Genomic DNA, 18,029 nt, shown 5'->3' on the forward strand with positions numbered 1-18,029 from the left:
CTTGATATTTATAAAAATTTGAGCAGGGGGGTTGAAAGCACATACATCAACCTGAACCCTATCCAGCGGGGAGGAGTACTTACCGCTGAAGCCAGAAAAGCAACACTTGAATTCGCAGATGGTTATTCAGTTTGTGACTACTGTTTCGAGTCAAGGGTCGATCTGGTCCAGAACCCGCCTGTAAGGAACCTTACAGCAGATATAGCAGAATTCCTGAACATGGACGACGTGAGGTTCACAGCCGGATGCCGACATGCGAAATGGGCGGCTATGCACATGGTCACACAACCCGGCGATACCATTGTACTGGATTCACTTGCACATTATACATCATACCTTGCAGCAGAAGCGAACCAGCTAAAGGTCGTAGAGGTACCGCATAGTGGCTACCCTGAATTTACTATCGATCCTGAGAAGTATGCGGAAAAGTTCGAGGAAGTAGAGCGCAATACCGGGTCACTGCCTGCGCTGGCGCTGCTGACACATGTTGACTATCGTTATGGGAATGTGGCAGATGCAGCATCCGTAGGGAAAATCTGTAAGGAATACGGCGTACCGTTCCTGCTGAACACAGCTTACTCATCAGGAGTTATGCCAATTGACGGGAAGAAACTTGGCGTTGACTTCCTTTGTGCTTCAGGACACAAAAGCTGGGCAGCATCCGCACCAATGGGAATACTTGCAACAACCTTCGAATGGAACCAGCAGGTATTCGACAAATCTACAATCAGAGGAGACTGGAGCGGACGTGGCTTCACCAAGAAGGAAGTAGCCCTGTTCGGCTGTTCTCCTGTCTTCGGAGCACCGGTAATGTCACTGATGGCATCATTCCCTGCTGTTGTGGAACGTGTGAAGCACTGGGATGAGGAAGTAGAGAATGCAAGATACCTTGCATCACAGATCGAACGTATCGAAGGATTCCACCAGATGGGTGTCAAGCCTACAGAGCATACACTTGTAGCTTTCGAATCCCTTCCGTTCTTCGAAGCTGCTTCCAAATCAAAGAAACGTGGTTATTTCCTGTACCATGAACTGAAGAAACGAAAGATAATGGGAATACAGCCGGGCATGAGCAAGAGTTTCAAACTGAATACGTTCGGGCTCAGCAGAAAGCAGATAGAATACGTTGCCAGAGCTTTCCTTGAGATCGCAAGGAAATACGACATACCGGTGGAGGATGAAGCATGAAATATACGGAACTGACAAAGCAGTTCAGGCAATTCTTTGAGTTGCCTTTTACACCGGTCGCTGTCAAGTTCAACAGTAATGAGGAGCCAGATATACCGCATCCCATGCGTTACTGTGAGATCGTGAGAAAAGCTGCAGCCTTTGGAACATCCTATACATGTTCAGCTGATGACATGTCCTGTGCAAGCGCGGAACTGGCACTGGGTTTCACAGAACCTGCTTATGGCGATGTGTATCCAAGGATGAAGCCTGCGGACACAAAGACCATGACCGTCACACCACTTGATAAATGTGAGTTCGAACCCGATGTGGTGGTGGTGGTGGGAACCGCCAGCAAGCTGATGCGTGTGGCTGCAACCCTGTCCAAAGTGAAAGGTGACATGGTGAATGCAAAGTTCAAGGGAGAGTTCGCTGTCTGTGGAGAATGTACCACCATCCCGGTAATGGAGAACAAGGTGAACCTCTCACTCCTGTGTTCCGGAGCACGCATGTTCAGCGATTACAGGAACGATGAGATCGTGTTCGGATTCCCCATGGAAGCCTTTGTTGATCTCGCTGAGTCACTGAAAGAAGAAACCATCACGAAAGCGCTTTGTGGCTGTCTTATGGACGACCTGCCGGCACGTCTGGTGGAGGCTATCCTTGCACTTGGTTTCACGAAAGGAACGGACCATTTCATCGGACGTTTCGGGGATGAGATCGTAAGGCTGTACATTCCAAAGGACGAAAGCGGGAAAAGCTCATCAGTAACCCTGCATGTTCCTGTGAAATTCAAAGATGCAGATGCATCAAAATCCTCAGAAGAAGTTGCAACCGACCTTTTCGAGGAGCCCATGAACTATCGCCTCAGGGATAACTGGGTCGATGCGATACTACTGATCGATCTGCACGAACCCATCAGGCGTGCAGCCATGAAAACTGAAAAGTTCAATGAACTCGTCAACAACGGAATAGAGGTAATGCTGGAACGTGTTGGCAAATTCAAGCGCAAGACGATACATTAAATGTAAACAAAAGCAGATTGCCATGAACAATGGCAGATCTGCATTTTATCTATTTTTTAGTTCATTTATTTGAGAAGAATAATTTAAAAGTAAACGACGAAGAAGGAGAAGATAAAATTAAAAATTAAATTTTAAATTCGAAATATGAAACAATCCTGCAAGTCAGGCTTTTTTGATATGCACTTTCCAGATATTGTTCTCTTCTTTATCGATACCAAGAATAGTATGCCCTTCGTTCTTCACACTTTTAGGAACATTCGACACTGCAGGAGGATAATCAAAGATAACAGTAAGGTTATCACCACTTTCCAGCTCTTCTAACTGTAATTTTGTTTTTACAAAAGTAAAGGGACAAATCTCCCCCCTGAGATCTAATTCAATTGGTTCTTCAGTCATATTTCCACCTTTGGTCTTTGTTATTATAATAAATAGCTCAGTCTGTAAAGATATAAGGGCTAAGATACAGGCAAATAAGGACAGAATTATTCCAGATTGGGAAATTCAGACATGATGGACTGTGTGGATATCCATCTCATAGGGAAGTGAACCTGTTAAACCGGAACTACTGAAGAAACACAGATATAGCATGTCTTCTGAAAACTTATTATATGTTTTAAAGAGGGATCAGAATGCCATCAAAAGAAGAACTGCTTGGGGAAGCATATGCATCGTTGGTAGAGATCGATGAAAAGAGGGTCTTCAATGCCATTGAAAAATGGATAGAAAATGGATATGAGATCAAAGACCTTTTAGAAAAGTTCGCAGAAGCCCTTAGTGAAATTGGCAAAAGGTTCGAAGAAAAGGAATATTTCCTGTCCCAGTTGATGAACTCCACTTTGATCCTTGACAAAGCAAACAAGCTCATTGTTGAAAAGATGGCTGAGAAAGGTGTGGAAATTAAAAGTAAAGGAACGATCGTAATGGCAACTGTCAGGAACGATACCCATGACCTGGGGAAGAACATTGCAGCAAGTATGCTGAGGATCGCAGGATTCAATGTTATTGATATCGGAAAGGACCGTACTGCATCAGAGATCATCGACGCGGCAATTGACAATAAGGCCGACATTGTTGCAGTGTCCTCCATGACAAGCACAACGATGGGAAAACTTGAAGAATTGATCGAGCTCCTTGAAGAGAAGGGAATCCGGCAAAATGTAAAAGTGGTTGTTAGCGGAGCTCCGGTTACGCAGGAATATGCAGATTCCATCGGAGCTGATGCATGTGTCAGGACTGCCACGGAAGCAGTAGAAGCCGCTGAAAGTTTTATGAATTAAGCCAAAATGGAGATACATTTATATAGTAGATAATACAATTCACGATTGTGATTCACTATAGTGAATTTCTCATATCAACCGATATAAAAACATTACAAAAAAAGGAGCCAATAAAATGAGGGATCGTTTTTGTTGATAATCACAAGGAAAAAGTACAGATAAAGAAAAAGATCGAAGATCCAAAGGACAAAGGCCTTAGAAAAACGATAGAAGGACTGCCACCTTCTGCAAAACTTGTCTATAAAGTACTGGAATACGGCGGTCTCCTGACACAAAAAGAGATAGCCGAACAAAGTTATCTTCCCCCACGTACTATTCGATATGCATTGGGCAGACTGAAGGACGAGGATTTCCTGCAGGAAAGATTCTACTTCAAAGACGCAAGGCAAAGCCTGTATGGTCTGAAAGAAATACCCGGACAACAGGTCACAGGTGAAGCATCCCCACAGGGAGAATTTGAATTCGCCAATGTGTATACCGTTCCGAAGGAGTACGAAGTATTGGCAACATAAATTCCATGATCCGGAACCATCAACTCAACAACCTTCAAACCAAAATGTAATTGGTAGAAAGGTGTTGCAACCAATAAAGGACTCATTGTGAGAACAATGGGTCATCACTTCTTTTCATTTAATTATCACGATCCAGCCTAACCATATTCAGGAGAGATCGTTCAGCGTTTACACTACAAAAGTAGACATTTCATAAAGAGAGATTTCGTACACTAAGAAGATCATCGATCATTAAGAGAAAAATGGTCATTTAATGATTGATTACATTAGAACAACTGTTTTGATAAAGTAATAACTAAAAAAAGAAGTAAGTAAATACACCAGCCGGGACTCGAACCCGGGTTCGAGCGTTGGCAACGCCCGGTGATAACCACTACACTACTGGTGTGAACTGAATTTTTGATGCCCAGACCCGGATTCGAACCGGGGACAACTGCCTCTTCAGGGCAGCGCTCTCCCACTGAGCTACCTAGGCCTTGAGAGCAACCGATACATGTCCTTTTTTGATATAAAGGTATCGGAAGACACTATTGTAAGATTGTGGTGGGCCCGCGGAGAGTCGAACTCCGGACCTCCGCCATGTCAAGGCGACGTCATAACCATCTAGACCACGAGCCCATTTTGCTTTTCCGTTGTCCAGTAAAATTGTATCCTGAACAACGCTTCTGTTTCTTGTTTGCTTCGAACCATGCTGCCCGAAGCAAACTCCTATAACCGATTTATGGTATAAAAACTTTGTTGCTAATCGGTACTTCGGGTATTATTTCACTACGGGAAAGACACGGAGGCATTTTAGTAATTTTCAGCATCAATAGACGTAATGGAGGGATTATTTCCGCAAACCGGACATTTTGGATTCCTGTTCACAGTTATCTCATCGAACCTCATTCCGAGGGCATCGTAGTAGATCATGCGCCCTACCAGCGACTTTCCAAGGCGGGAAATATACTTCACGACCTCTGTTGCCTGCATGGTACCCACTACTCCGGGAAGAATTCCCATGACACCGGCAGTCCTGGCTGCATCTGTGGAAGGTGATGTGGAGAAGATGCAACGGTAGCATGGCCCTTCATGAGGGAGGATTGTCATTACCTGCCCTTCGAACATGAAGATGCTGCCATGGAAGAGGGGCTTGTTATGGAGCACACATGCATCGTTGAGGAGATAACGGGTGGCGAAATTGTCCGAGCAGTCCACAACAACGTCGTAATCAGCGATAAGTTCCTCAACATTGTCGGGACTCAGGCGCATGTTGTAGGATACTACCGTAACGTCGGGGTTCAGACTTTCCACATATTCCTTTGCAGACTCGACTTTCGGCCTTCCAAGGTTGCCTGCATGGATAACCTGGCGCTGCAGATTGCTCATTTCCACAACGTCATCATCAATTATTCCAAGCTTCCCAATGCCTGCAGCAGCAAGGTACTGTATCACAGGTGAGCCGAGCCCGCCCGAACCAACACACAATACCCTTGATTCCAGAAGGCGCTTCTGCCCTTCCTCGCCCATGGGCTTCATAATAATATGCTTTGCATATCGTTCCTTTTGATCGGGAGTTAATTTCATAAATCTAATATATACCCATAAAACCCTATAAATAAACAGAAGATTGTCAGGAATTTATCATGGTTTATAATTGTAATGAAAAACAGTTATATATAGGGACTATATTTAGTGAGGAGACATGGATTCATTTAATGCAATAACGGTAGCTATATTCCTGCCGTTCATATTTGCCGGGCTTGTTCCCGTAATGGAAAAGATATTAAAGCAACGCGTGGGCTGGTTTGCAGCAGCCACAGCCCTGACATCCTTCATACTTATCGGCATGGCAGCACCGGAAGTACTTGAAGAAGGACACATAGTTCAGGGTACGATCTCCTGGATACCCTCTGCAGGCGTGAACTTCTCGATATACGCCGACGGGCTTGCAATGCTCATCGGGTTTATCGCATCCGGTATCGGCGTCCTTATCATGTCCTACTCCAACGGATACATGTCCCAGAAAGAGGACCTTAAAAGATACTACCAGTACCTGCTTCTTTTCATGGGATCCATGATCGGAATGGTCTTTTCCGCAAATACGATACAACTTTTCATATTCTGGGAACTCACCAGTATCACATCATTCATGCTTATCGGATATTGGAGGCACAAGCCTGAATCCATCTATGGTGCCACCAAATCCCTTCTTATCACTGCCGCCGGCGGACTTGCAATGCTTGCAGGTTTCCTGCTTCTGCGCAGCATCACAGGATCTTTCGACCTTGCAGAAATACTCAGTGACCCGCAGATCATTCATGCGATCAAGGAACACGAGCTCTTCCTGATAACACTTATACTAATCTTAATTGGTGCAGCAGCAAAATCTGCACAGGGTCCTTTCTACATATGGCTCCCTAACGCAATGGAAGCCCCGACACCGGTAAGTGCCTTCCTGCACTCGGCAACAATGGTCAAGGCAGGTATCTACCTCGTTGCAAGGATACACCCCATCTTCTCCGGAACAGATGCATGGTTCATCCTTGTAAGTGGAATAGGTATCCTGACAATGCTGGTAGCCGGGTTCCTCGCATTCAGGCAGACCGACATTAAAGGAATCCTGGCATACTCCACCATCAGCCAGCTGGCCTACATGATGACCATGTACGGTTACACCACACACCACGAACCCGGCATCGGTGTGGCAGCTGCAACATTCCACCTTCTTAACCACGCAACGTTCAAGGCCTGTCTTTTCCTTGTCGCGGGTATAGTGGCACACGAGGCTGCCACGCGTGACATACGAAAGCTCGGCGGGTTGCGGCGGGAGATGCCGATAACGTTCATAGTGGCGAGCATTGCTGCACTTGCAATGGCAGGTGTGCCGCCACTCAACGGTTTCCTGAGCAAGGAGATGTTCTATGAATCATCCCTTGAGATGGGACATCTGCTGGGAGGAGCTTTCACTTTCATCATCCCTGCATGCGCAGTCCTTGGTGGGGTCTTCACCTTTGCTTACTCCATCAAACTGATCGACGGCATATTCCTCGGAGAGCGCTCAAAGGAACATCTCCCTGAGCACATCCATGAACCACCACTCACAATGCTCATCCCACCTGCATTCCTTGCAGGACTTGTGATACTCTTCGGAGTGGTACCATCACTGCCGATCCACCATATTATTGAGCCCACCGTTTCAGGCATCCTGCTGGAGACCGCACACCTGCACGTAAAGCTCTGGCATGGCTTCACAACATCCCTGATGATGACCATTGTCACATTCATACTTGGAATCCTCATATACACCAAATATGACAGGATCGCAGACTGGCAGAATAGCTTCAATGCAAAGTTCCCATGGATCAGTGTCAATTACTACTATGACAATGCAGTGGATTCCGCAAAGGACAGGGCATTTAAGTTCTCCTCTTTCACACAGCCAGGGAACATCAAGAATTACATTAACGCAATGCTGCTTCTCATGATAGCACTGGTAGCAGTTCCGGTGATCATACTTGCCACGAACATAATACCATCCACATTGAACTTTAGCATTCCACCTTATGAAGCCATACTCCTGATATTGCTGGTCGTGGCAGCCCTGGCAGCAGCAGTCCTTCCAAAATACCTGCCGGCAATCATAGCACTATCTGCACTGGGATACGGCGTAAGCCTGCTGTTCATCTACCTGAAAGCACCGGACCTTGCACTGACACAGGTATTGGTCGAGACACTTTCAACCATAATCTTCCTGCTTGCTATCACAAAGATACCGCAAAAGTACAAAGAGAAGATCAGCACATCGGTGCTTATAAGGGACGTTACAATATCCCTGGCGGTCGCAACAAGCGTATTCGTCGTACTGCTCAACGCCACACAGGGAATTGTACCACCATTCGAATCCCTTTCCCACTACTTCATTGAGAACAGCCTTCCGCTTGCAGGGGGCCACAACATTGTCAATGTGATCATCGTGGACTTCAGAGGATACGATACTCTCGGAGAGATCTCTGTACTCTGTCTGGCAGCACTTGGTGTATACAACCTTATACACAGCCGGGGTGAGGAACAATGACCACAATAATAACGAAAACAATAACAAAAATATGCATACCCCTGGTGATTCTGTTCTCCATATCACTCCTGCTTGCAGGACACAACAACCCGGGAGGAGGTTTCATCGGAGGTGTGATGTTCGCTTCGGTCATTTCACTTATGTACGTAGTGTTCGGACTGAAATATGTAAAAACGTTCTTCAACCCCGACTGGGGCAAATGGTTCGGATTCGGACTTACACTTGCATCCTTTACAGCATTTGCAGCTATGATCTTCGGACATAACTTCTTCAGGAGTGCTGTGGAGTTCGTCCACCTCCCATTGTTCGGAGAGATCGAACTCGTATCTGCCGGCCTGTTTGACCTGGGCGTATATTTCGTAGTGATCGGATCACTGCTTTTCATCTTCAAAAATGTAGGTGATGACAATGAATAATACATTACTTACCCTTACGATCGCACTCCTGTTCGGCATAGGAACATTCCTAATGCTGAGAAGGGATATCATAAAAGTTATAATCGGACTTTCCGTCCTGTCCCATGCAGTTAACCTGCTTATCGTTTCCACAGGCTTGTTCGATGGTACAAAAGTACCCATCATCACAGGGGACGGACACGGAGGAGAGGCATCCGGAACAATATTCAATGACAATCTTGCCGATGGTGTACTGGCACCCGTGGTCTCAGCTTCAACACATGTTGATTTCGTAGACCCGCTTGTCCAGGCACTGGTACTTACGGCCATCGTTATCAGCCTCGCTACAACAGCATTCATACTGATCCTTGCATACCGGATATACGAGGAATATGGAACGACTGATATACGTGAGCTCAGGAGGCTGTGGGGATGATGGAAGATATATCCCACCTTCCGATAATACTGATAGCCGTGCCGATACTCATGGCTGCCATCATGATCTTTTTGCGCTCCAATACCGGAGCTCAGAAAGCATTGAACATAGGTGTCTCATTCGTAATGATGCTATTCAGCTTCATACTCCTCTGGCAGGTCTGGAACGGAGGTATCCAGGTCTATGAGGTCGGAGAATGGGGCAAGTACGGCATCATACTTGTAGCCGACCTGCTCAGTTCAGGAATGGTTGTGTTAAGTTCACTGGTATCCTTCCTGGCACTGCTCTACTCACTGGACTACATAGAAGGCAAGTCACTTAGTTCCAGTTACCATTCACTCTTCAACCTGCTTGTGGCAGGTCTTAACGGAACTTTCCTGACAGGCGACATATTCAACATGTTCGTATTCTTTGAGATACTCCTGTTGTCCTCCTGTGCACTGGTGGTCGCCAACGAAAACGGAGGCGTCACAAAAATATCAGACAAGATGGAAGCAACGTTCAAGTACCTTGTACTGAACATGATCGGTTCCATTGTTATGCTTATTGCAGTAGCATCCCTTTATGCCACCGTGGGAACTCTCAACATGGCGGACATCTCAGTCAAGGTAAGTGCAATGAGCGCTGCAGGAACACTCCCATGGCACATATATGCCATTGCATTGTTGTTCATCGTTGTATTCGGAAACAAGGCAGCAATATTCCCTATGCACTACTGGCTCCCCGATGTGCACCCCACCGCACCATCACCCATCAGCGCAATGCTTAGTGGTGTTATGATCAAGGTCGGTGCTTACGGAGTGCTCAGGGTGTTCTTCCTTATCTTTAAGGATGCCATGTTCCTGTTGCAGCCGATAATAATCTTCCTGGCACTTGCAACGATCATAATAGGAGCAGTATCAGCAGTTGGACAGAAGGATGTCAAAAGACTACTGGCATACTCCAGTGTCAGCCAGATCGGATACGTTTTCCTTGGAATCGGCTTCGGTACAGTCTACGCACTTGCAGCATCCCTTGTATTCCTTGTGAACCATGCGATCGCAAAGTCCATGTTGTTCCTTACCTCAGGAGGAATAATCCACCACGCAGGTACAAGGGACATGACTAAGATGGGCGGAATGATGAAGACAAGCCCGGTAATGAGCGTGGCCTTCCTGATAGGTGCCATGTCCATTGCAGGACTTCCACCAATGGGAGGATTCATCGCAAAGTTCGTGCTCTTTGATGCAGGACTTCTTGCAGAGTACTACATACCTATTGCAATAGCCCTGTTCTTTGCAGTCTTCACCCTGTTTTACATGTTCAGGGCATGGCTGCTGATGTTCTGGGGTGAGATCAGGGATGTGGAAAAATACGGAGAATATTCCTCACACGGACCATCCTACATGATAGTAATACCCATAGTAACACTTGCAGCACTGGCATTCGTCTTTGGGATCTATGCCGAACCGCTTATCGCCCTTTCACAGGCGATCGCAGAACAACTGATCGATCCGCAACCCTACATTGATGCAGTAATGACGAGGGTGGTAAGATGAAACGATATATCATATACTCAATAGCTCTTGGACTGATCTGGTGCTTTGTCCATGGAACAATTAGCGCCACCAACTTCCTGGTGGGACTGGTTCTCGGACCTTTCGTGATATATCCGTTCAGGGAACTGTATGACTTCACAAGAAAGAAATCATATGCTAACACGATACAAAAGATACCAAAACAGCTAAAGTTCCTGGGAGTCCTTCTGATCGAGATCATAAAAGCGAACATCGTGGTCGCAAAGATTGTGCTCAGTCCAAAACTGAACATCAACCCGGGAATAATTGCAGTCCCGATCCGCACAGAGACCGACACAGGCATAACTGCTATTGCCAATACGATCACCCTGACACCGGGAACCCTTACAATCGATGTATCGGATGACAGGAAAGTGCTTTATGTACATGCCATCGATGCATCCGATCCACAGGACGTACGTGAATCCATCAGGGAAGATCTTGAAAAATATGTACTGGAGGCATTCGAATGAACTCATTATTACTTGACGCATCATTGACCTTCATGGTCATTGCGATCATACCATGCATATACAGGGTCATCAAAGGACCTACAATACCTGACCGCGTGATCGCCGTGGATGCCATGACAACAGTCATCGTTGCGATGCTTGGTATATACTCATATGTACAGGGATCCGTGTTCTTCATGGATGTTGCCCTTGTGCTTGCGATCATCTCATTTGTCGGGACGGTTACTATATCCAAGTACCTTGATGAAGGGGTGGTATTCTGACAAACATAGATATTGCACTGGATATTGCAAGTACGATCCTGCTCCTCATAGGAGCATTCTTCGTATTCCTGGGCATGCTCGGATTACTGCGTCTGCCGGATGTATATAACAGGCTTCATGCTACCACGAAGATAGGCACTCTCGGAGTAGTTAGTGTAATGCTTAGCATCCTTGTAAAGGTAGGATTCAGCCCAATGGGAGTAAAGGCCATTACAGTAGGCATCTTCCTTTTCCTGACAGCACCTATTGCAGCTCACATGATCGGAAGAGCAGCTCACAGGCACGGTGTTGGCCTCTGCCAGGGATCGGTCATCGATGAGTACGGCAAGGACTGCGAAAAAGAATCTTGCCCAATAGGTAACTTAAAATCAAAGTCTGAATAAAGTATCCAGCAGGATGAACATGAAAAGAAGGACATTGGCCTTTAAAAGTGGTGATAAGGACTTTGAGGCAGGACTTAAACAGGCTGCTGATATCATCAGGGAAGGAGGAACAGTTGCCTTCCCTACAGAGACCGTGTATGGCCTTGGTGCCGATGCACTGAACGCCGACGCAGTACTAAAAATATTCAAAGCAAAGGGAAGACCGGCTGACAATCCACTGATCGTCCATATTGAGAGCAAGGAGCAGTGCTCCGAGCTTGCAGAAGAGATATCGGCAGATGCTCTCAAGCTTATGGATAAATTCTGGCCGGGCCCACTAACACTTATTCTAAAAGCAAAGAACATTGTTCCTGATATTACTACCGGCGGGCTTGATACGGTGGGCCTGAGAATGCCGGAAAACCCGGTAGCTCTTGAGCTTATCAGAAGATCGGAGCGAGCGATCGCCGCACCCAGTGCCAACACATCCGGAAGCCCCAGTCCGACAACTGCCCGGCATGTAATTCAGGACCTTGACGGTAAGATAGATGCCATCCTTGACGGCGGAGCGGCAGAGATCGGGCTTGAATCCACCGTTGTTGACATGACAGGGGAAGTACCAACCATATTACGCCCCGGACACGTCACCGCAGAGGACATTAAGAAATGCATTGGCAAAGTGCGTGTCGGATACAAGGACAGGACACTCGAAGAGGGAGAGATTGCACGCTCCCCGGGTATGAAATACACCCATTATTCACCTAAAACGAAGGTCATCCTTATCGAAGGCGATGCCGAAGACGTAAGAAAAACAATAGCAAGCATTGTATCAGAATGCCACAGAGAAGGTGAAAGGGTTGGTCTCTTTGTGACAGATGAAACTGCAGAATCAGTAAAAGCAGATGAAACATACTCCCTTGGGAAAAGGAATGTTCCGTCCCAGGCAGCCCGTAGTATATTTATGGGTCTGCGACATCTTGATACTACAAATATTGATCTCATCGTAGTCGATGGGACCCTGAATAAGGAAGGTATAGGAGCAGCAGTCTTTAATCGTTTGAGGAAAGCAGCTGACAGGATAATCAATGCATAAACGGAAGGGATCAATTGAAAGCAGAGAAAAAAGAGTATAATGTCGCAAGGCAGGAATATCTGGAGATCACAAGACGAAACAGGAAGATCGCTAAAATAGATATGTTGATCCTTGGTACCGGTCTTTTGCTCAAATATTTAGAGATGGCTGAGATCGGAAAACATTTCATGTGGCTTGGTTTTATTATCATTGTATACGTATTCGGTTCTAACATGATGGCAAAATCAGAGCTGAGAAAGGCTCAGCCTTGATAAAAAGAAAATACGAAAGGTACATCCGTACCTAAAATTCATTTTTAAATAAAGAATTGCAAAAATGGATGAATGCTAACAGATCACAATTGTTAGCAATTCTCTGTTCAATAAGATATTGTGTGCTATGTGACAGGAGGTTCAAACTCCATCGCCGTTCACATTCCAAACTTTTTCATCATTTTCTGCATGTTGAACTTGCCACCACGAAGTCCTTTCATGGCATTTTGCATCATCTTATGATACTTCAGGAGTTCACGCACATCATCGGGGTTGGTGCCTGAACCCATTGATATTCTCTTGATCCTGGAGCTGCCGATCATCCTCGGGTTGAGAAGTTCTTCCTCGGTCATGGAATCCATCAGGATCCTGTACCCCTTCATCTTGTCCTCGGTGACCTTGTAAGCATCATCGGAAAGCTTCACGCCCATTCCACCCATAGGAAGCATCTGCATGATCTGCTTCATAGGACCAAGCTTGTTCATGGCCTCGAGCTGGGAGTACATGTCTTTGAGTGTGAAACGACCCCTCATCATGGCTTCCATGTCGATGTCTTCTTCGGAAAGGGTCTCCTCGGCCTTTTCGATAAGTGACTTAATGTCACCCATTCCCAGAAGCCTGGAGATGAACCTGTCAGGCTCGAACTTCTCGAGATCATCGGGAGTCTCACCCACACCAATAAATGCGATTGATGAATTGGTCTCGGAAACTGCGGACAGTGCACCACCACCCTTGGCGGTACCGTCAAGTTTGGAGATCACAACTCCGGAGATGCCAACGGAATCATTGAACGCCTTTGCCTGCTCGCTTGCCTGCTGACCGATAGCACCGTCAAGGACAAGTAATTTATAATCCGGCTGGGCGACCTTGTGGATCTGTTCCATCTCATCAATGAGATCAGCTTCAAGAGAGTGTCTTCCGGCTGTATCAACGATAAGGACATCGTTCTTTTCAAGCTCCTTCAGACCTCTTTCCACAATACCGACCGCATCGGGATTGCCCTCTTCACCGTAGAACGGTACGTTCAGTTTGGTACAGAGAGTACTGAGCTGCTGGTAAGCACCCGGACGGAACGTATCAGCACAGACCACAGCGGGTTTCAGACCCTTTCTCTGGAAATAACGGGAAAGTTTTGATGTGGTGGTCGTCTTACCGCTGCCCTGCAGACCGATCATCATGATCTTCTGTGGCTTTAGCGGAATATCTGCGCTCTTACCCACGATATTAATGAGTTCCTGATAGACGATCCTTATAACATGTTCACGTGGATTCATACCTGAAGGAACTTCCTCCTTCAATGCACGCTCCTTGATGTGACTGGACATCTTCATTACAAGCTTGACATTGACATCAGCCTGAAGCAATGCCCTCTGTATGTCTTTTACAACCTCATTGACCGTCTTTTCATCTATACGGCCGGCGCCAACCAGTTTTTTCAGTGCGTCCTGCAGGGAGCTGCCGAGTTTGTCCATTACCATTTAAGAATCATCCTATAATTTTGATATGAAAGTTTGATATGAAAGTCGTGAATAATTAAATTGACCTGACACAAAAATGCCATCTTTATTTAATAACCTTTTGAAAACAGGATCTTAAAGAACAGTAAAAGCCCATGAAGTACCAGGGAAACATGGGGAAAACATAGAGAACTCTCACCACCTTGTCAAAACCAGATCAAAAGGAAAGTTCATAGCGGGGGATGGATTCGAACCATCGGTCTACGGGTTATGAGCCCGTCGGGATCTCCTGGCTACCCCACCCCGCTACAGAGTGAGTATTCACGCTTGCAGCCCTTCTAACGATTTGATGATAGATAAAGGTTGCCAACGCACTAATAACGTCGCGCTCAATACGAAAACTCGAAGAAAAGATCAAGTTACCTCTTAGCAAAACAATCTCAAAAAGAAAGTTTATAGCGGGGGATGGATTCGAACCATCGGTCTACGGGTTATGAGCCCGTCGGGATCTCCTGGCTACCCCACCCCGCTTCAGAGTGAGTATTCACGCTTGTAGCCCTTCTAAAGGGGTGATGATAGATAAAGGTTGCGCATATCGCGCTCCCGCAGTTATATTTTGATAATTTTGCCAGAGGAATTACCACCTTTCAATAAGTTCATGCCATAAATCTTTAAATATATCACAACCAATAGGGGAAACGGTGAATAGATGCCACACAAATGTACCCGATGCGAAAAAATATTTGAAGACGGGGCCGAGGTAATTCTAAGCGGCTGTCCGAACTGTGGCTGGAACAAGTTCCTTTATGTAAAGGATATGGAGGAGCAAAAAACAGACATAGAGGAAGCTGTTGCTGAAGATCTGCCTGAGATGGAAGAGAAGGAAGTGATCGAAGCTGAAGACCCCGCAGACAAGTTCATCAAGGAAATAGATGACATCATCGGTATTGAGCATCAGGAAAGGGAAGTTGTCGAGGAGGAAGGGGAACGAGTAGAATCCGTAAGGATACTTGGCCCGGGGTCCTACGAGCTTAACCTCAACTCACTTCTTGAACGTGACGAGATCGTGATGGCAATAAAACAGGATGGAACATACGCTGTTGATCTTTCATCCACATTCCGCAGGAAAAATAAGAAAAAGGATTGAACAGATGGTTTGATGGATAGATGAACGAGTGGTTGATACATTCACACCTATCATTTAACCTACAATTCTCTTCTCACAAATTGCCACGTAAATTCTGAAAGCCGGGGGGCGGATGACAGAACTTCAGGAACGATTCTGGGAGATCGATCTTCTAAGAGGCATAGCCATCGTCATGATGGTCGCTTTCCATCTGGCGTATGACCTGAAATATTTTAATGCCTATGATATCAACCTGACCTCAGGATCTATTTTCATGGTCGGAAGAGTATCTGCAATACTGTTCATTGTGCTTGCAGGTATTTCACTTACACTGAGCCATTCAAGGAAATGGCAGATGAAAGGCACAGGTAGCACCGGGGAAAAAGTTGAAAGATACGAAAAAAGCGAATTTGCAAGATATGCAAAAAGAGGATTGAGAATATTCTTCTGGGGAATGCTAATAACTGGCGGCAGCTATATTTTTCTCAGGGATGGAGTGATAGTGTTCGGCATACTCCATTTCATAGGAATTGGCATCATCCTTGCATACCCGTTCCTGAGATTCAGGACAGCAAATCTGATACTGGCATTACCTGTGATCGCAACCGGACTGTGGATGCAGAACATTACCTTCGAAATCAACTGGTTTTTCTGGGCAGGTCTCCGGTCTTCAGGATTCCACTCATACGACTACTTCCCGCTCCTCCCCTGGTTTGGCATCCTTCTTATCGGAATATTCCTGGGGAACTTGCTTTACCCGGACTACAAAAGAGCACAACTTCTGTCCAGCATCCCGGATATCTCAGGATACCTGCCTGTTAAAGGGCTTTGTTACATGGGAAGAAGGTCATTACTGATCTACCTGCTTCACCAGCCGATACTGGTGCTATTGATATACATTACAGGAATTGCAGACATCGGGCAGCTATCACCCATCAGTTAAATGATGAGTTAGCAACCACCAATTAAATTAAGATCTAAAGTTAAACTAGAGTTAAAGTCAGAAGAAATCAGAAAGTCTGGACTGCTTCTCATCCATTTTTTCAAGCTTTGTGACACCAACACCAACCAGCCGGAGCTTGCCCCTGCCCCTGAACTCCTGAAGCAGCACCTTTGCCGTCCTCTTGATGGCAGTGAGATCACTTGAGTAAGCACCCAGCGTCCTTGCCCTTGTATATGTGGTAAAGTCCTCAAGTCTTACTTTGATAGTAATGGTCTTGAAAAGGTACTTCTTTTTCAAAAGGGAGCCATGCACATTCTCTGAAAGGGTGTCTATCACAGTTTCCACATACTCCATATCGGAAGTATCGCGATCAAATGTGTCCTCCTTGCTGATGGACTTTACATCGCCCCTCTCAACTACAACACGCTCATCGACACCGTTCGCCAGCTGATGCATCACAAGACCGAATTTCCCGAAACGCTCACGCAACACCTGCACATCATAGGTTGCCAGGTCACCAATGGTCCGAATCCCCATCTCGTAAAGGATGGATGAGGTCTTTTTACCTATACCGGATATTCTTGAGACATCCAGCGGATGGAGAAAACTTCGAACATCCTCAGGGCTCACTACTGTCAGGCCATCAGGTTTCTGGTAATCTGATGCGATCTTCGCAATGGACTTGTTCGGGGCCACACCTATGGAACATGTGATGCCCTCCTTTAAGTGGACTTCCTCCTTGATCTTCAATGCCAGCTCTGCAGCAGCATCATAATCCGAAACCAGGTCGCTAACATCAAGATAGGCCTCATCCACACTTACCTGCTGGAACTTAGAAGAATATCCCCTCAGGGCCTCCATAATACTGGAGGAGACCTTTTTGTAAAGCGGCATGTTCACGCGAAGATAGACCGCATTGGGACAGAGTCGATAAGCCTTTGAGATGGCCATGGCTGAATGTACACCATATTTTCGTGCCTCATAAGAACAGGTGCTTACAACACCCCTGCCCTCACCTTTCATCGGATCAGAGCCTACAACCACAGGCAGGCCTCTGAGGGAAGGATCTGCTGCAACCTCTACTGAAGAATAGAAGCTGTCCATATCCACATGGAATATTATCCTGATGTTCTCACCTTGCAGGCACATGAGCGGCATTATTGAAAATGTTTGTGCACATCACAATGGATGATACTGTTATCAATTCTGGCCCCGGTCGATCCTGGCAAAGGATTTTATGCATAGAAGATATGAAGATGACTAATAAGTATACATGCACAAGTATCAGGAAAAACCGGAAGATAATCATGTACCAATACATAGCCATCGCAGCATATTGTGTAGTTCTTTTTCTGACACTGAGAGATATCAGGATATTCCGCCGCACAGGAATACCATCATACAGGAAAGGTGCGCTCAAAGGACTGGTAGCATCTACCGTGATACTTGCAGGAACGGTACTTGTGTCCATGAATCCTGAAATAGGACTTGTCGTTGTTTTCATAGGCCTTTACATCAATCGCAAAGGAATGCGTGAAAAAGTATTCAATGATGCCAACACCCTGGACCGCCTTCTGGGGAAAACGGACATATGATGATGCACCACGGCAAGTGAAAAGCTGCAAGGTGTGGCCCT

The 18,029-nt window shown here is 46.0% G+C and carries 20 protein-coding genes and 5 tRNA genes; 16 read left to right on the plus strand and 9 right to left on the minus strand.

Going from position 1 to position 18,029, the window contains the following annotated elements; translation table 11 throughout:
• Positions 1-6: 6 nt before the first annotated feature.
• The gene (gene pscS, locus WOA13_RS04215) at positions 7-1,188 is read left to right on the plus strand and encodes an O-phospho-L-seryl-tRNA:Cys-tRNA synthase (protein WP_342126893.1); all 1,182 of its coding nucleotides are present in this window, start codon (positions 7-9) and stop codon (positions 1,186-1,188) included.
• A complete protein-coding gene (locus WOA13_RS04220) occupies positions 1,185-2,192 on the plus strand; it encodes a DUF169 domain-containing protein (RefSeq protein ID WP_342126725.1) in 1,008 nt (335 codons plus the stop codon). The genes pscS and WOA13_RS04220 overlap by 4 nt, the downstream gene beginning before the upstream one ends.
• 162 nt (positions 2,193-2,354) lie before the next feature.
• On the opposite strand, the gene WOA13_RS04225 is transcribed toward WOA13_RS04220, so the two are convergent.
• On the minus strand, positions 2,355-2,588 hold the full coding sequence (locus WOA13_RS04225) for a sulfurtransferase TusA family protein (RefSeq protein ID WP_048204905.1): 234 nt from the start codon (positions 2,586-2,588) through the stop codon (positions 2,355-2,357).
• 233 nt (positions 2,589-2,821) lie between these two features.
• On the opposite strand from WOA13_RS04225, the gene WOA13_RS04230 reads away from it, so the two are divergent.
• Positions 2,822-3,469: a cobalamin B12-binding domain-containing protein gene (locus WOA13_RS04230; RefSeq protein WP_342126726.1), complete on the plus strand. Its 648-nt coding sequence runs from the start codon at positions 2,822-2,824 to the stop codon at positions 3,467-3,469.
• A 248-nt stretch (positions 3,470-3,717) separates the two neighbouring features.
• Positions 3,718-3,981, plus strand: a complete 264-nt coding sequence (locus WOA13_RS04235; RefSeq protein WP_342126894.1) for a winged helix-turn-helix domain-containing protein — start codon at positions 3,718-3,720, stop codon at positions 3,979-3,981.
• A gap of 316 nt (positions 3,982-4,297) precedes the next feature.
• Here the strand turns inward: WOA13_RS04235 and WOA13_RS04240 are convergent.
• The 4 genes from WOA13_RS04240 to WOA13_RS04255 form a co-directional block, all read right to left on the minus strand.
• Positions 4,298-4,369 (minus strand) — tRNA-Gly (locus WOA13_RS04240).
• Positions 4,370-4,384: 15 nt separating this feature from the next.
• Positions 4,385-4,456 (minus strand) — tRNA-Phe (locus WOA13_RS04245).
• 66 nt (positions 4,457-4,522) lie between these two features.
• Positions 4,523-4,599 (minus strand) — tRNA-Val (locus tag WOA13_RS04250).
• Positions 4,600-4,773: 174 nt separating this feature from the next.
• Positions 4,774-5,547, minus strand: coding sequence for a HesA/MoeB/ThiF family protein (locus tag WOA13_RS04255; protein ID WP_342126727.1), 774 nt, complete (start codon positions 5,545-5,547; stop codon positions 4,774-4,776).
• Between the two features lie 118 nt (positions 5,548-5,665).
• Between WOA13_RS04255 and mbhE the strand changes: the two genes are divergently transcribed.
• Genes mbhE through WOA13_RS04300 form a run of 9 tightly spaced genes read left to right on the plus strand, consistent with a single transcriptional unit; the run spans position 5,666 to position 12,867 of the window.
• Positions 5,666-8,038: a hydrogen gas-evolving membrane-bound hydrogenase subunit E gene (gene mbhE / locus WOA13_RS04260; protein ID WP_342126728.1), complete on the plus strand. Its 2,373-nt coding sequence runs from the start codon at positions 5,666-5,668 to the stop codon at positions 8,036-8,038.
• Positions 8,035-8,454 carry a monovalent cation/H+ antiporter subunit B gene (locus tag WOA13_RS04265; RefSeq protein WP_342126729.1) on the plus strand — a complete coding sequence of 140 codons (420 nt, stop codon included), beginning with the start codon at positions 8,035-8,037 and terminating at the stop codon, positions 8,452-8,454. The genes mbhE and WOA13_RS04265 overlap by 4 nt, the downstream gene beginning before the upstream one ends.
• Complete coding sequence (locus WOA13_RS04270; protein WP_342126730.1) at positions 8,447-8,869, plus strand: NADH-quinone oxidoreductase subunit K; 423 nt, start codon at positions 8,447-8,449, stop codon at positions 8,867-8,869. Before WOA13_RS04265 ends, WOA13_RS04270 begins: the two co-directional genes overlap by 8 nt.
• Positions 8,869-10,407 carry a proton-conducting transporter transmembrane domain-containing protein gene (locus tag WOA13_RS04275; RefSeq protein ID WP_419095406.1) on the plus strand — a complete coding sequence of 513 codons (1,539 nt, stop codon included), beginning with the start codon at positions 8,869-8,871 and terminating at the stop codon, positions 10,405-10,407. The genes WOA13_RS04270 and WOA13_RS04275 overlap by 1 nt, the downstream gene beginning before the upstream one ends.
• Positions 10,404-10,898 carry a Na+/H+ antiporter subunit E gene (locus WOA13_RS04280; protein ID WP_342126733.1) on the plus strand — a complete coding sequence of 165 codons (495 nt, stop codon included), beginning with the start codon at positions 10,404-10,406 and terminating at the stop codon, positions 10,896-10,898. Before WOA13_RS04275 ends, WOA13_RS04280 begins: the two co-directional genes overlap by 4 nt.
• Complete coding sequence (locus WOA13_RS04285) at positions 10,895-11,161, plus strand: cation:proton antiporter (protein WP_342126734.1); 267 nt, start codon at positions 10,895-10,897, stop codon at positions 11,159-11,161. The genes WOA13_RS04280 and WOA13_RS04285 overlap by 4 nt, the downstream gene beginning before the upstream one ends.
• Before the next feature lie 23 nt (positions 11,162-11,184).
• On the plus strand, positions 11,185-11,544 hold the full coding sequence (gene mnhG / locus WOA13_RS04290) for a monovalent cation/H(+) antiporter subunit G (protein WP_342126895.1): 360 nt from the start codon (positions 11,185-11,187) through the stop codon (positions 11,542-11,544).
• A gap of 19 nt (positions 11,545-11,563) precedes the next feature.
• Positions 11,564-12,616, plus strand: a complete 1,053-nt coding sequence (locus WOA13_RS04295) for an L-threonylcarbamoyladenylate synthase (protein ID WP_342126735.1) — start codon at positions 11,564-11,566, stop codon at positions 12,614-12,616.
• Between the two features lie 14 nt (positions 12,617-12,630).
• A complete protein-coding gene (locus WOA13_RS04300; RefSeq protein ID WP_342126736.1) occupies positions 12,631-12,867 on the plus strand; it encodes a hypothetical protein in 237 nt (78 codons plus the stop codon).
• Positions 12,868-13,025: 158 nt separating this feature from the next.
• Here the strand turns inward: WOA13_RS04300 and WOA13_RS04305 are convergent, their stop codons facing one another.
• From WOA13_RS04305 to WOA13_RS04315, 3 genes are all read right to left on the minus strand, one after another.
• Positions 13,026-14,345, minus strand: a complete 1,320-nt coding sequence (locus tag WOA13_RS04305; protein WP_342126737.1) for a signal recognition particle protein Srp54 — start codon at positions 14,343-14,345, stop codon at positions 13,026-13,028.
• A gap of 212 nt (positions 14,346-14,557) precedes the next feature.
• Positions 14,558-14,632: transfer RNA gene (locus WOA13_RS04310), tRNA-Met, on the minus strand.
• Between the two features lie 148 nt (positions 14,633-14,780).
• Positions 14,781-14,855, minus strand: a tRNA-Met gene (locus WOA13_RS04315).
• Positions 14,856-15,033: 178 nt separating this feature from the next.
• Between WOA13_RS04315 and WOA13_RS04320 the strand changes: the two genes are divergently transcribed.
• Complete coding sequence (locus WOA13_RS04320; protein ID WP_342126738.1) at positions 15,034-15,471, plus strand: Zn-ribbon domain-containing protein; 438 nt, start codon at positions 15,034-15,036, stop codon at positions 15,469-15,471.
• Positions 15,472-15,583: 112 nt separating this feature from the next.
• Positions 15,584-16,393 (plus strand): heparan-alpha-glucosaminide N-acetyltransferase, encoded by an 810-nt coding sequence (locus tag WOA13_RS04325; RefSeq protein WP_342126739.1) that lies wholly within the window; start codon positions 15,584-15,586, stop codon positions 16,391-16,393.
• Positions 16,394-16,450: 57 nt separating this feature from the next.
• On the opposite strand, the gene dinB is transcribed toward WOA13_RS04325, so the two are convergent.
• Entirely contained in the window at positions 16,451-17,542 is a 1,092-nt protein-coding gene (gene dinB / locus WOA13_RS04330) for a DNA polymerase IV (RefSeq protein ID WP_342126740.1), read from the minus strand.
• Between the two features lie 158 nt (positions 17,543-17,700).
• On the opposite strand from dinB, the gene WOA13_RS04335 reads away from it, so the two are divergent.
• The gene (locus WOA13_RS04335) at positions 17,701-17,988 is read left to right on the plus strand and encodes a hypothetical protein (protein WP_342126741.1); all 288 of its coding nucleotides are present in this window, start codon (positions 17,701-17,703) and stop codon (positions 17,986-17,988) included.
• The last annotated feature ends 41 nt before the right edge of the window (positions 17,989-18,029 follow it).

This window comes from Methanococcoides sp. LMO-2, from assembly GCF_038432375.1.
GTDB lineage: Archaea > Halobacteriota > Methanosarcinia > Methanosarcinales > Methanosarcinaceae > Methanococcoides > Methanococcoides cohabitans.

Excerpts from the sequence above, each read along its gene's own strand:
- WOA13_RS04230 (WP_342126726.1), top strand. The coding sequence starts at position 2,822 with ATGCCATCAAAAGAAGAACTGCTTGGGGAAGCATATGCATCGTTGGTA.
- WOA13_RS04220 (WP_342126725.1), top strand. The coding sequence starts at position 1,185 with ATGAAATATACGGAACTGACAAAGCAGTTCAGGCAATTCTTTGAGTTG.
- dinB (WP_342126740.1), bottom strand. The coding sequence starts at position 17,542 with ATGTGCCTGCAAGGTGAGAACATCAGGATAATATTCCATGTGGATATG.
- WOA13_RS04320 (WP_342126738.1), top strand. The coding sequence starts at position 15,034 with ATGCCACACAAATGTACCCGATGCGAAAAAATATTTGAAGACGGGGCC.
- WOA13_RS04280 (WP_342126733.1), top strand. The coding sequence starts at position 10,404 with ATGAAACGATATATCATATACTCAATAGCTCTTGGACTGATCTGGTGC.
- WOA13_RS04305 (WP_342126737.1), bottom strand. The coding sequence starts at position 14,345 with ATGGTAATGGACAAACTCGGCAGCTCCCTGCAGGACGCACTGAAAAAA.
- WOA13_RS04285 (WP_342126734.1), top strand. The coding sequence starts at position 10,895 with ATGAACTCATTATTACTTGACGCATCATTGACCTTCATGGTCATTGCG.
- WOA13_RS04325 (WP_342126739.1), top strand. The coding sequence starts at position 15,584 with ATGACAGAACTTCAGGAACGATTCTGGGAGATCGATCTTCTAAGAGGC.
- WOA13_RS04255 (WP_342126727.1), bottom strand. The coding sequence starts at position 5,547 with ATGAAATTAACTCCCGATCAAAAGGAACGATATGCAAAGCATATTATT.
- WOA13_RS04335 (WP_342126741.1), top strand. The coding sequence starts at position 17,701 with ATGTACCAATACATAGCCATCGCAGCATATTGTGTAGTTCTTTTTCTG.
- WOA13_RS04265 (WP_342126729.1), top strand. The coding sequence starts at position 8,035 with ATGACCACAATAATAACGAAAACAATAACAAAAATATGCATACCCCTG.
- WOA13_RS04225 (WP_048204905.1), bottom strand. The coding sequence starts at position 2,588 with ATGACTGAAGAACCAATTGAATTAGATCTCAGGGGGGAGATTTGTCCC.
- mbhE (WP_342126728.1), top strand. The coding sequence starts at position 5,666 with ATGGATTCATTTAATGCAATAACGGTAGCTATATTCCTGCCGTTCATA.
- WOA13_RS04270 (WP_342126730.1), top strand. The coding sequence starts at position 8,447 with ATGAATAATACATTACTTACCCTTACGATCGCACTCCTGTTCGGCATA.
- WOA13_RS04295 (WP_342126735.1), top strand. The coding sequence starts at position 11,564 with ATGAAAAGAAGGACATTGGCCTTTAAAAGTGGTGATAAGGACTTTGAG.
- WOA13_RS04275 (WP_419095406.1), top strand. The coding sequence starts at position 8,869 with ATGGAAGATATATCCCACCTTCCGATAATACTGATAGCCGTGCCGATA.